The 13,129-nt window shown below is 58.3% G+C and carries 10 protein-coding genes and 1 pseudogene; 3 read left to right on the top strand and 8 right to left on the bottom strand.

The genetic code is table 11. The annotated features are described in order from the left end of the window. Window positions 1-818: 818 nt before the first annotated feature. Window positions 819-1,079, bottom strand: coding sequence for a transcriptional regulator (locus JG746_RS33125; RefSeq protein WP_006333988.1), 261 nt, complete (start codon window positions 1,077-1,079; stop codon window positions 819-821). Window positions 1,080-1,867: 788 nt separating this feature from the next. Here JG746_RS33125 and JG746_RS33120 point away from each other — a divergent pair. Both JG746_RS33120 and JG746_RS33115 read left to right on the top strand, forming a co-directional pair. After that, window positions 1,868-2,953 carry a cytochrome-c peroxidase gene (locus JG746_RS33120; protein ID WP_010913525.1) on the top strand — a complete coding sequence of 362 codons (1,086 nt, stop codon included), beginning with the start codon at window positions 1,868-1,870 and terminating at the stop codon, window positions 2,951-2,953. A 626-nt stretch (window positions 2,954-3,579) separates the two neighbouring features. Continuing rightward, a complete protein-coding gene (locus JG746_RS33115; RefSeq protein ID WP_080511922.1) occupies window positions 3,580-4,263 on the top strand; it encodes a transposase in 684 nt (227 codons plus the stop codon). Window positions 4,264-4,566: 303 nt separating this feature from the next. Here the strand turns inward: JG746_RS33115 and JG746_RS33110 are convergent, their stop codons facing one another. From JG746_RS33110 to JG746_RS37395, 7 genes and pseudogenes are all read right to left on the bottom strand, one after another. Further along, complete coding sequence (locus JG746_RS33110; RefSeq protein ID WP_010913527.1) at window positions 4,567-6,060, bottom strand: NAD-dependent succinate-semialdehyde dehydrogenase; 1,494 nt, start codon at window positions 6,058-6,060, stop codon at window positions 4,567-4,569. 550 nt (window positions 6,061-6,610) lie between these two features. Beyond that, complete coding sequence (groL, locus tag JG746_RS33100; protein ID WP_096453558.1) at window positions 6,611-8,269, bottom strand: chaperonin GroEL; 1,659 nt, start codon at window positions 8,267-8,269, stop codon at window positions 6,611-6,613. A 65-nt stretch (window positions 8,270-8,334) separates the two neighbouring features. Beyond that, entirely contained in the window at window positions 8,335-8,631 is a 297-nt protein-coding gene (groES, locus tag JG746_RS33095) for a co-chaperone GroES (protein WP_010913529.1), read from the bottom strand. A 364-nt stretch (window positions 8,632-8,995) separates the two neighbouring features. Next, a pseudogene (locus tag JG746_RS33090) lies at window positions 8,996-9,487 on the bottom strand (Tn3 family transposase); the annotation flags it as partial. 267 nt (window positions 9,488-9,754) lie between these two features. After that, entirely contained in the window at window positions 9,755-10,567 is an 813-nt protein-coding gene (locus JG746_RS33085; protein WP_010913531.1) for an arylamine N-acetyltransferase family protein, read from the bottom strand. A gap of 325 nt (window positions 10,568-10,892) precedes the next feature. Further along, window positions 10,893-12,212 carry an oxygen-independent coproporphyrinogen III oxidase gene (gene hemN, locus JG746_RS33080; RefSeq protein ID WP_202324430.1) on the bottom strand — a complete coding sequence of 440 codons (1,320 nt, stop codon included), beginning with the start codon at window positions 12,210-12,212 and terminating at the stop codon, window positions 10,893-10,895. A gap of 274 nt (window positions 12,213-12,486) precedes the next feature. After that, complete coding sequence (locus tag JG746_RS37395; RefSeq protein WP_244730956.1) at window positions 12,487-12,948, bottom strand: hypothetical protein; 462 nt, start codon at window positions 12,946-12,948, stop codon at window positions 12,487-12,489. On the opposite strand from JG746_RS37395, the gene JG746_RS37390 reads away from it, so the two are divergent. Beyond that, complete coding sequence (locus JG746_RS37390; protein ID WP_193364021.1) at window positions 12,917-13,102, top strand: hypothetical protein; 186 nt, start codon at window positions 12,917-12,919, stop codon at window positions 13,100-13,102. The two genes, JG746_RS37395 and JG746_RS37390, sit on opposite strands and share 32 nt — an antisense overlap. Window positions 13,103-13,129 lie beyond the last annotated feature (27 nt).

Genomic DNA, 13,129 nt, shown 5'->3' with positions numbered 1-13,129 from the left:
CCGATGTAACGGCATGCGCTGCTACAGCCGCTCGAGTTGCGGAAGGTGATCGGCAATATCAGTCGATCAGATGCGCGATAAGGTTCGTTGCCATGTACGGCAGGCGCGACATGAGCGGCCTGGCACTCTGACGGGGGTAGGCCAGCATGCGCCGGGCCTGACTGGCGGGGGCTCGCAAGAGAAACGCGGCACCGGCTGACGAAGATAATACGCTCCTGCGCGCCGGTGACGGACCGGGGCCATTAGGCGTAGGCGCATCGCTATCGCCATGCCACGTGGACAATCCTATTCGGGCTGGGCAGATGGACGGTAATTCCAGCTTTCGACGGCGTTGACTTCGTCGATGCAGACCGGCCCCGATGCACCGCAGTCCTCGCATTTCATCACAACGCGCGCCTCGTCCGTTTCATATGGCCTAACCTCGCAGCTTGTGCAGAACGGGCAAGGGATCGCTTTCATCGTGACGAATCTTCCTGATGGCCTCGGGTGGTTCCGCCGAAATCTTTCGCCTAAGCGCTCGACTTCGCAAGCGCTGATCGTTGTGCCGTAGTTCGGCGCCACCATCGGGTAGGGATATTTTGTCCACATGCCCTCGTACCATCAACGCGGCTAGCCGGTTCTCTCTATCCACAGATCTGGCCTCTCGTGCGGGCCAAGGTTACATCCGTGTCGCCCAGCATGAGGCCGATCTCCCGCAGAGCGAATCGATTCCGTAGAAATAAGAATTCTGCCACCGCCCCGCCGCCGTAAGGGTATTGATATACCCTTGGGATTTTGATCCGACCTGGCAGGCGGCGGGAAATCTTCAGAGGCCGACGTCAGGCAGCGTTCGGGATACCCGAGATTTCATCGAAGATACTCTCAGCCAAGCCAAGCGCCCGAGCGATCCGATCGCGATAGCCCTTGTCGAAACAATGGCCAGATTCGATCAGCCCGACCTCCTCGACTGTCAGACCGCTGGTCACGGCAATGTCCTCGGTCGAATAGCCAAGATGTTCCCGATATGCCTGAATTACGGGTTTTCCGTTTGAGATTGCGGTAAGCACTGCCTCGGGCAGCGCGAAAGGCGTTGCGGTCATTTTGCCTCCAAATGCAGAGAACGGCCATTCGATGACTCGAAACAAGCGGCGGCCGATGTTGAAATAGGATGCCGAAACGGCCCGAGCCGGCGGCATCCAAAAATGCGATCACTCTCGAACGTGTGAGAGGCGCTACGTTAATATGGCGGCCGCCGCCGTTTAGATCAAGAACCTTGGCTCGCTTTACGAGGATTGCTCCAGTGGCCACAATTCGACGACACAGTGCGCAGCGCCGTCATCACGCTCACATCGATGATTGCGCGGCCGCTTTAACGCGCCGTCGGCTTGCGGCGCGATTGAGGAGCCGCGATCTGGCGGTCGGGCACTAGGCGCACCAGCTCGCGGACCAGCGTCAAAGTATCTGCGGGGACTGTCTAGCGATGCTTGCCGGCGGCGTTCATCTTGAGCTTTAATACCGTGTGGTCCCCTCCCGCCCATGCAGGAGGCCGGGTGCCCATCGGACAAGACGCTGAGGGACCAACATCTCTCTGTTTCAGCCCGACTGTTGGCTGTCAGATCCGCGACACCGGAGTAGGGCTGCGCTTTGCTGCGAATTCCTTCAACCTATTGAATGATGACCAGAAAATCCCCGGAGGTTCCTTCTGCTCAGTTGGCACGACTTTTGATGCTTCTCGAGAGGCGACAGGAGATACCGACTGGCGTTCATCGTGGGTGATATCGCGCAATGCAACGAAGGAAGACAATATGTCAGGTCCGCGTCAGAATCGATTTTATTCAAAGAGGATTGCCGCCTTTAGCGCAAGGCGTTCACGAACCGCATATCAACAATGGCTTCCGTGCAAAACGCAGGGAGATCACTTGTGAAAATCCTATTCACTACGGTGGCTGTCGCGTTGCCGGCCATCGCTTTTGCTGCGCAAACGATCCCCGTATACCTCAGAGAAACAGCACGGGCCACCTTCAAGCCTCTACCATCCATCACGCCGACAGTCGCCAACAACCCGATCACACCGGAGAAGATAGCCCTAGGCAAGGCAATGTTCTTCGATCCACGCGTCTCGGCGTCAGGCGTCTTGTCGTGCAATTCGTGCCACAACTTGGCCACCGGGGGCGACGACAATCAAGAAAGCTCGATCGGCCATGGTTGGCAGAAGGGACCGCGCAACGCGCCGACGGTACTGAACGCTGTCTTCAACATAGCGCAGTTCTGGGATGGTCGTGCTGAAGACCTGAAGGTTCAGGCCAAGGCACCGATCCAAGCCGTTGTCGAAATGGCCAACACACCAGGTCAACTCATCGCCACGCTCAAGTCGATGCCGCAATATGTCGAGTGGTTCAATTCAGCTTTCCCGGGCGAAGCCGATCGCGTCACCTTCGAAAACGTCGCCAAGGCAATCGAAGCCTTTGAGGCGACACTGGTCACACCGGCGCCCTTCGATGCCTTCCTCAACGGCGATGACGCCGCTATGACTTCCGAACAGAAACAGGGCCTGACGCTTTTCATGGACAAAGGCTGCTCGTCCTGCCACGGCGGTATCAACGTGGGTGGGGAGGGCTATTCCCCATTCGGCCTCGTTGAAAAGCCCAACACCGATGTCCTGCCGGAAAACGACAAAGGCCGATTTGCCGTGACCCATGAAGCCGACGATTCCTATGTTTTCCGCGTGGCGCCGTTGCGCAACGTAGCACTCACCGCGCCATACTTTCATTCGGGCAAGGTTTGGGATCTGAAACAGGCCGTCGCCATTATGGGGACCACCCAGCTCGGCCAAGAATTGACGGAAAAAGAAGTCGACCTGCTCGTTGCCTTCCTTAATTCGCTGACCGGAAAAGTACCGGAGGTCGCCTATCCCGTCTTACCCGCCGAAACGCCGACAACGCCTCGACCTGTATTGCATATCCTCCCGCAATGATTGGCCGGAGCTGGCTAGCGAAGGTCGCAATCACGAATGATTGCGACCTTCACTGGGACGAGACGATCATGACTTCCGGCGAGGCCTATCCAACTGGAAAGCTAGGGGGACTTTCATTTCCGAATTCAATTGAAACGCTAAATGAAAACCTGACCCGTCGACGCCCACTTGCGTCACGACAGCATGACCCGCCTTGCCGGCCACGTCGATCAGACGCTCCGACTAGCCGACTGTGTCGTGATGTGTCGTTACATGTACCCCCTACCCCCGCTTTAGATCCGCTGACAAGCTCGCAACCACCTGATCGAGCCATCGCGGACAATATTCCGCGAGCCGCTGGCGTGCGCCCAGCAGAAACCGGATGCCTTCAGATCCACCCCTTCAAAACGTGCTCGATGGCGTTGCGACGCGCGAGCCGCTGTTCCAGCTCTGCAAACGCATCGATATGAAAACAAAGCTGCGGCCAGCCAGCGACGTGGCCCGAGCATTTGTCAATGCACACCGCAAGTGCCGCTTGCTCTCGGGCTATCTCATCCATATAGCTCGGCGCAACAGAGGAAGCGCCAGTTGTTCAGTCATCGTCAGCCGCGACCTCCTGTGCAATTCGTTCTAACAAGGAAGAAACTATGAGGCGGCAGACCCGACCGTTCACTGTGGAGGTCAAACAAAAGCGCAATTATCAAAAACGGGGCCATTCCATCTGGAGCGATGTCGATCTCTCCGCGGCTATAGCCGACACAACAAGGGAGCTCAAAGATATGGATCTGCCAAATCGTCGGCTGATTGACTCTAATGTCATAGCCCTTGATGCTGAACACGCCCACAAACCGCGAGCGGAGTATCTCATGGCAAATCCCCTAGAAGCTGAATCAGTAGAAGCTGCAACCGAACACGCTCCCAAAGGAAGGACGCCGGAAACGAAGAAGAAAACCCAACCTTCGCGGAAGGCCAAGACTGATCCTGGTCGCAAGAATGGCGCCAATGCGGCGTCCCCGGCGGAAGCAACAGCAACAGCAGCGGCCGTGCGGAGCGCCCGGAAGGTCTACTCCGGAAAAGAGCGCGCCCAAATGCTCGCTCAGGTCGAGACGTCGATCAGCGGCGGCACCACTCTCAAGAGCGCCGTAAAGCAGGCGGGTATATCGGAACAGACCTATTATCACTGGAAGAAGGCCGCGGCGCCTAGATCCGATGGCGACGATCTGAAGGACCTGGTCGCCCTCGAGAAAGAAAACAAGCGATTGAAGAGCCTGCTCGCGGAACGCCTACGCACAGAGAACGCGGAACTGAAGAGGAAGCTAGGACTGCAATAAGGCTTAAGATGCCGCCATTCGACCAGACGGTAGAACTGTGATCGAAGGCTCGCCGGCTGTCGGATGGACGGAGATTTTGCGCACCAGCACCCTGATCTGTCGCGGCCGAGACAGGACAAACCACTCCCGGCGGATTGAAGCGGCACATGGCAAGCACGTGTCAATCAGGGATCGGTGAACGCGGCCGAAGGCAAGGATGACAGCATCAAGGTTTTACGCTGGGCCTTGATCGAAGGCCACCATTCCATCGATGGCCGCGGCGGATTATCAGGGCGAAGTCAATGGGACGCGGATGCTGTGGGATTATAGCCCACCCATGCACAGGTACTTCATTTCGAGATAATCCTCGAGGCCGTGGCGCGACCCCTCACGACCGATCCCTGATTGCTTCATTCCGCCAAAGGGTGCGGCCTCGGATGACATGCGTCCCGTATTGATGCCGACCATTCCGTATTCGAGGGCTTCAGCCACGCGCCACACGCGCTTTAGATTGGAAGCGTAGAAGTAGGCTGCAAGACCGTAAATCGTGTCATTCGCCTCGCGCACCACCTGGTCGGGATCGTTGAAGCGGATTATGGGAGCCAGCGGTCCGAAGGTTTCTTCCTGAGCGACCCGCATTGTCCTTTCGACGTCGGTGATCACCGTGGGCTCGAAGAAGGTTCCCGATTCGCCGATACGGTTGCCACCGCAACGGATCTTCCCACCCTGCCGCACAGCATCGCGAATATGATCTTCAATCTTTGCAAGCGCGCACTTATCGATCAGGGGACCGATCGCAACTTCTGGCTCGAAACCGTCACCGACGCGCAATGCACTGACGCGCTTGGTGAATTTGTCGCAGAATTCATTATACACGCTGGACTGTACGTAAAGCCGATTGGCTGAAACGCAGGTCTGGCCTGCATTCCGAAACTTTGCCTGTAGCGCACCATCGACGGCAGCGTCGACGTCTGCATCATCAAAAACAATGAAAGGAGCGTTACCACCAAGTTCGAAGCTGGTTCTTTTGATCTGATCCGAACACTCCCTCATGAGCAGCCGCCCGACCTCGGTCGACCCAGTGAAGCTGATCTTGCGGACCTTCGGGTTCGAGCAAAGTTCACGCCCAACCGCATCGCCTTCCGATGCGTAGATCAAGTTTAGAACGCCATCGGGAAAACCTGCCATCCGGGCAAGCGTGAACATAGCACCCGCGACAAGCGGTGTTTGCTCTGCGGGTTTCAGAACAATCGCGCAGCCGGCAGCAAGCGCAGGCGAAATCTTGCGAGCCACCATCGAGGCGGGAAAATTCCAAGGAGTAATGGCGCCGACAACACCGATCGGCTGTTTGATTACCAGCATACGCCTGTCGTTAGAAGGCGGCGAAATCGTCTCGCCATAGATGCGATTGGCCTCCTCGGCATACCATTGGAGGTAGGCTGCGGCATGGGCGATTTCAGACTTCGCCTCTGCAAGCGGCTTACCCATTTCAGCCGTCAAAATGGCTGCAAGATCCTCGCTGTGGTCGAGGATCAGTTGGTGCCATTCCCATAAGATGTCGGAGCGCTCGCGCGCGGTGAGCGCCGCCCAATGTTCCTGCGCAGCTTCAGCCTTATCGATTGCCTTGGAAACGTCCCGGACATCCATATCTGGAAGCTCAGCCAACAGCTCGCCCGTTGAGGGATTGAACACCGAAAAACGCCTCGTGGATTGCTCCGCCTTCCGACCAGGCACACCGGCCAGATCGTCAAATAGCTCGGGATTTTTGAGACGTCTCGTCAGCGACTGTGTCACGGTCAAACCGTCGTCCCCCTTCATGGTTAAGTTACTAGCTTCGCAACGTACTAATAAGCACAACTTGTGCCAGATGATCGGACGAGATCGTTCCGGCCCTCGGTCATTGCAAGCGCAGCTTCCCGACTGATTAGCCCATAGCAATGACAGCCTCAATCACGAGTCGCGCTAAGGCTTTCGCTCCATAACAGGCAAGCGCGGATAGAGCTCGTGAAGAGCTGGCATAGGCGGAGTCGATCATCGAAATCGCCGACGTTGGCAACAGCACTGCGGTATCATTCTTTGAGCGGCTTCCACGGCCGCTCATACCAGGCATATCGAAAACCTACCGCCATGGTCGAACGTGCCATCGATGTAGTGGCTTAAGCGCTGCTAAGTCTTGATAGTCGCGCACAAAGCCATGTTTGTTCAGTACGCCACCCGAAAGCTCCACTGCGACGATGTAGTGTGGCCGTGTAGGCGCGCGCACGATAATATCACGCGAGCCCAAACCTTTTCCGACCGGCTCCGTCCCAAAGAAAGGGGGCGGCGTCGGTGCCGCCCTCTCGGTATCCGAAAGCTGATAGAGGCTAGATTAGAAATCCATGCCGCCCATGCCGCCCATGCCGCCGCCGCCCATGCCGCCAGGCATGCCGCCGCCGCCAGCCGACTCCTTCTTCGGAGCCTCCGCGATCATGGCTTCGGTGGTGACGAGCAGGCCTGCGACCGAGGCCGCGTCCTGGAGAGCCGTGCGCACGACCTTGACCGGGTCGACGATACCCATGGCGATCATGTCGCCATATTCGCCGGTCTGGGCGTTGAAACCGAAGGTCGCGCCCTTGTTCTCAAGGATCTTGCCGGCAACGATCGAGGCTTCCGCGCCGGCGTTGGCCGCGATCTGGCGGGCCGGAGCCTGCAGCGCACGACGCACGATGCTGATGCCAGCGGTCTGGTCGGAGTTTGCGCCGACAGCGTTGATGCTCAGCGAAGCGCGCAGCAGGGCAACGCCGCCGCCGGGAACGATGCCTTCTTCGACGGCTGCGCGTGTCGCGTTCAGCGCATCGTCAACGCGGTCCTTCTTTTCCTTGACTTCGACTTCCGTCGCGCCGCCGACGCGGATCACCGCAACGCCGCCCGCGAGCTTGGCGAGACGCTCCTGCAGCTTCTCCTTGTCGTAGTCCGAGGTGGTCTCCTCGATCTGCTGCTTGATCTGGGCGACGCGGCCCTGGATCTCTTCCTTCTTGCCGGCACCGTCTACGATGGTGGTGTTCTCCTTGGAGATCGACACCTTCTTGGCGCGGCCGAGCATGTCAAGGCCGACGTTCTCGAGCTTGATGCCGAGGTCTTCCGAGATGACCTGGCCACCGGTGAGGATGGCGATGTCTTCCAGCATGGCCTTGCGGCGATCACCGAAGCCCGGCGCCTTGACGGCGGCGATCTTCAGACCGCCACGCAGCTTGTTGACGACCAGCGTGGCCAGGGCCTCGCCTTCGACGTCTTCCGAGATGATGAGCAGCGGCTTCGAGGTCTGCACGACGGCTTCGAGAACCGGCAGCATCGCCTGCAGGTTGGAGAGCTTCTTCTCGTGCAGCAGGATGTAGGCGTCCTCGAGATCGGCAACCATCTTGTCGGCGTTGGTGACGAAGTAGGGCGAGAGATAGCCGCGGTCGAACTGCATGCCTTCGACGACTTCGAGTTCCGTCTCGGCGGTCTTGGCTTCCTCAACCGTGATGACGCCTTCGTTGCCGACCTTCTGCATCGCTTCCGCGATCATCTTGCCGACCGACTCGTCGCCATTGCCGGCGATTGTGCCGACCTGGGCAACCTCTTCCGAGGTCTTGATCTTCGTGGCGTTCTTGATCAGCGTCGAGACGACGTCGCTAACCGCGAGGTCGATGCCGCGCTTCAGGTCCATCGGGTTCATGCCGGCGGCAACAGCCTTGTGGCCTTCCTGGACGATCGACTGCGCCAGAACGGTTGCGGTCGTGGTGCCGTCACCGGCGATGTCGTTGGTCTTCGAAGCAACTTCGCGGACCATCTGTGCGCCCATGTTTTCGAACTTGTCTTCAAGCTCGATTTCCTTGGCGACGGTGACGCCGTCCTTGGTGATGCGCGGGGCGCCGAACGACTTGTCGATAACGACGTTGCGGCCCTTGGGGCCGAGCGTCACCTTCACCGCGTCGGCGAGGATGTTGACACCGCGCAGCATGCGCTCGCGGGCGTCACGGGAGAATTTTACGTCTTTGGCAGCCATTTTGTACTCCTGGGCATTTCGCCCGAAATTCAGATTGGATGGTACGGATGAAAGGCAGCGGCGTGTTAGCCGATGATGCCCATGATGTCGGCTTCCTTCATGATCAGAAGGTCTTCGCCATTGAGCTTGACTTCGGTGCCCGACCACTTGCCGAACAGGATGCGGTCGCCGGCCTTGACGTCCAGCGGAACGAGCTTGCCGGCTTCGTCGCGGGCGCCGGAACCGACGGCGATGATCTCGCCTTCCTGCGGCTTTTCCTTTGCCGTGTCGGGTATGATGATCCCGCCGGCGGTCTTGGATTCGGATTCGACTCGGCGAACGACCACGCGGTCATGAAGCGGCCGCAAATTCGACTGTGCCATTTTTACTATCCCTGGTGCGCAGGTTGAAAGGTTCTCCGTTGCCGGAGGGTGGTTAGCACTCGCTATTGGGGAGTGCTAAGATGATCGTGAGATAGGCTGTAGGTTCGTACTTAGTCAAGACGGGCGGGGGGACGGACCGGAGGGCAAAAGATGTGGAATCGGCGCGGAAGCCGGACCCCCATTTACGGCGCAATCCCACTGCCTACGCGCGTTTCGGCCGTAAGCTTTGGGCCGACTTTTGTGTCTTATTTGGAATGTGAAATTATGTGAAATTAACGGCCGAGCAGTCGGCCGGAATCGACGGCCAGCCGAACAGTCTTGAGCCTTTTGCAATTCATCCCTAACCTCGGGTTGCATCGCCAAAAGGAGCGCTCATCGCTTCGGAGAACGTGCGGAACTTCCGGTCCTTGAGGTTGCGTAGTCGCGGCGCGAAGCGTTTGCCGATCAGGGCAAACAGCCCGAAGACGTGATCGCTCGCGCCGCCCGTATCGGTGAAGTGTTCCTGGATGTCGAGGATCGTGTCCTGGTCGAACAGCCCATCGAGCACATAGGCTGCCTCGCTTTCGGTCGGGCTGATCGGCAGGATGCTGAAGTAGCCGTACTGATCTGACAGATGGCTATAGAACTTCGAGCCCGGCTCGCTGCCATAGTGCAGATTGACGTCGCCGCGCTTCGCCGCTCGGTCGCTCGCGCGAAAGAACTGCCCATCGGATGACGCGGTCGTTCCATTGCCCCAAAATCGAGAATGTGGATGCCGGGTGTGCGCATCGGTGATGCATGCTTGCGCCGCGCGATAGGTCTCCGACCGGGCATGGAAGGTTCTCATCCAGCCGATCTGGTGAGCGCTAGTAGCGCGCGGTGGACACGGCAGCGCAGCCTGATGCTGGGTCGACTGGTATGCTTGATCGCTTGTGGCGACACCGTAACCGACGCTCACCTTTCCAATTCGGAGATCATGGTTAGAGCTGCCGATTGGCTGCCACCGCTGACGGCTGGTGAGCGGTCTTAAGCGAGCAGGGTCATTTACGTATGGGGCTTCGAGTGATGCCACACACGGTGCCTGCAAAAAGGGCAAATCCGACTGCTGAAAACCGCCGCAGTGCAAGCTTGACGGCCTTCTTTCCTATACCCGTCCACGCGACCCAAGCTTTTCCCACAACGAATCAATCGTGGACCGAGGAAGGTGCAGCCGAAAAACATCGGACAAGACTCGCTGCAGTTCGCTCTTCGTTTTGAGGGTTTCTGTTTCCTCAATTTGGTTCCGAATCAAGCTGAAATCCTTGTTGAACAAGTTCGCAGGCCCTTCGGCTGTCAGCACGCTCATCATGAGGCTGGATGGAAACGGCGAACGGTCCCAGCGAGCGCAGATGAAGTTGGCGCCCTCAAAATCTGAGGGCAAGGCGGTGGCTCGATCGAAACCATAAAGAGGGAACCATTCATTCCCGTTCTTGCGTTCAACGACGAGTTCTCCGCTGGCGGAGTCAGCTCGCAGGCGAAACACGTCACGGCCAGCTGTTTGCAGTTCCTCTGTATCGATCCGTAGCGGTGCAATCGGTGCTGGACCACCGAAGCCAGCGTCGGCGAGCCAGTCGACGCCCTCGATGGTTAAGATGAATGCCTGGTGTGTGCGTGGCCCACCCTCCGCAGCACCCATACGCACTCTGCAAAGGATGGGCTGGATCGTGAAACCGAGTGCTTCGAGCGCCAAGCCAAACAACTTGTTCAATTCGAAGCAATACCCCCCTCGCCGGGCATTGATCAGTTTGGCCCAGATCGAATTCTCAGTCAGATTGGGTATATCACCCAACAGCACATCGATGTTTTCAAAGGGAATCGCGCGCATTTGAGCCTGCTGAAGGGCAACAAGACCGTCGACCGTTGTCGGCACTCGAGCAAGGCCGATACGATTCAGATAGATCGCAATATTGAATGCCATGGGATGTCCTTAACACCTAGGATTCGTATTCGTTGAACGCCTGCCGAAAGCGCGATGACGTCCCAGGGTTCACGGAGCAGAGTAAGGTGGCCATCTCCCCCTATACAAGTGAACATGCCGACCATTCCTCGTGTTCGCACTGAACCAAAGCGGCGGTTCGAGCGCTGCAAATACCCCTCGTGATCCGGAAACGCGGGCATTGCTCGTACAGGGCACTGAACATCACGGTGCTGCAAAAACGGGTACACAAAGGACTTCCGATCCACAGCGGATTGCAACAGTCGACCTTCTCAGGCCTCCGCTCATGGTGACTCGCTGTGGCTCACTACGATTGGTCGAGATAAGCGTCGAACGCGGCAGCAACAGAGCGAAGCAAAATGCGATGGCCATGCCGCACGCGGATGAAGCCATTCTCGACGTCCACTATCCCGTCGTCGGCCAGCATCGCCAAGCGCTCAGCTGAATCGAGAAAATGGGTCCAATCAAATCCGTGGGCGGCACAGATTGCCGGTACGTCGGCCTCGAGATCACACATCAGTCGCTCGATGATTGCGCCTCGGACGCGGTCTTCGCCGATGAGACGGTAGCCCTTCGACGTTGCCAAGCGACCAGCTGCGATATGCTGACTATAGGCCTCCAGCGCGCCTGCGTTCTCGACGTAACCCTCTCCAACACGCCCGATAGCCGACGCACCAAAGGCGATCAGGGTTTTGCAGGTGTCGGCAGAGTAACCTTGGGAGTTGCGCCGCAGGCGACCGGTTTTCTGAGCCAATGCGAGCTCGTCGTCCGGCAAGGCGAAGTGGTCGACCCCAATCTCTCGGTAGCCGGCAGCAACCAGCGTCTCGGCGACGGCCGCAGCTTGTTCGGCGCGGGCAGCGCTGTCCGGTAGTCCTGCCTTTTCGATGAGGCGCTGATGTTTATTAGAAGACGGCGTGTGAGCGTATCCGAACACGGCAATCCGCTGCGGGCGCATCGCCACCGCCACCGTGGCGGTCTGGACGCAGGACTGCATCGTCTGATTGGGAAGACCGTAGATGAGATCGATGTTAATGCGGTTTATTCCCTGCTGGCGCAGGTTTTCGACGGCAGTCGCCGTCTGCTCTACACTCTGGATACGATTGATCGCTTTTTGAACACTGGGGTCGAAACTTTGCACGCCGAGGCTCGCGCGGTTCACCCCGGCTGCACTTAAGGCTTCGGCCATCTCCGCGGTGAACGTGCGCGGATCGATCTCGACGGCGATGGCGGTCTTTTGCCTGAACGCGAAGCGGCGGCGTAGAAGCTTCGTCAAGGCGAGGAATTCCGTTGGCTCAAGGAGCGTGGGCGTTCCGCCGCCAAAGTGCACGTCGCTCACGGGCAGCGCCTGCGGCGTTAGCTCTGAGACCAAATGGATCTCGCCGCGCAGCGCCGCCACGTAATTTTGGTTCGGCGGGTCCCGCTGGGTGATGGTAGTAGGGCAGCCGCAATACCAGCACATCGACCGGCAGAACGGAATATGGATATAGAGCGATACGGGATCGTTAGCCGATAGGCCGCCGAGCCATTCCCCATAGGCCTCCGCGCCGATCGCTGCGGAGAACTGCGGTGCAGTTGGATAATTGAAATACCAAGGCAGGCACGCCTCGCTATGTTTTGTCTGTAGCATAGCCGTTTCTCATCTTGATGTTAGCTCCATACCTGCCGCGCTCTCCTATGTCTCTGATCTTCAACTGTCGCGGCGCAACTTGTATTTCCGTCGTGCCAATTAGCCTGTGTACAATAGTCTCCATGGAAGCGCGCACGGGTGCGCTTTATTGGGGCGCTGTTGGCGAAGGGCGGATTTGGTCGGCGCATCTGGTGCAGGTGTTCGATTCCACCCGTAGTGCGCGCCACGTCTCCGCCCTCGCCGCCGGCTTCATCTCGCTTCAATCCACACGGTCCTAAGGCTTGCGCACTATTGTCCATGAGTTTTTGAGACATGTGGGTGTATTCGAGGGCGTAACGGCGGGCGTATCCCTGCAGGTTGCCCTCGGCCTTGGACAGTGCATCGACATCGAGGATGGTGCGCCATTGCGGCTTGCCTGACCTGTAGGATTCCCAGTTCGCACGCCGCCACAAGGCTTGCACGTGCGTCCCGTCCTGCCAGAGTTGTCGATCATGTCGCCTTGCGCAAGGCCGGGCGAAGCAATACGATCGGTGGCCTGTAGGATCTTCAGAATGTCGGCTTGGTATTCTCTGTAGCGCGGATCTTTCGACAGCTTATTGACGGTCGATAGGTTATGCGCCCTGACCCAGGTCATCGCCTCGTCGTCGTCGACCTCGTTCAGATAGGCGCGGGGGTCGGTGGCATCGTTAGGAGCCTCGTTGGGGTTGGAACGGATCGCCTTGGCGATGGTGGTCATCTGGGGCTGGGCGGAAGCCGTCATGGCGGTCGCCGTAGCTAAGGCCGTCGCCGTCATTAAGCTGTTCATAGATGTACTGCTGATGGTTAGCTCTTTCGAAAGCCTCGAAAAACGTAGCCGAAGCGATGGAAATGAACCGCTTCGCCTCTTCTAGGCAAGAGCTGTGCCAGTAAGACACGCT

The sequence above is a fragment of the Mesorhizobium sp. 113-3-3 genome (genome assembly GCF_016756495.1).
GTDB lineage: Bacteria > Pseudomonadota > Alphaproteobacteria > Rhizobiales > Rhizobiaceae > Mesorhizobium.
This window is presented reverse-complemented; position numbering and strand designations above follow the sequence as displayed.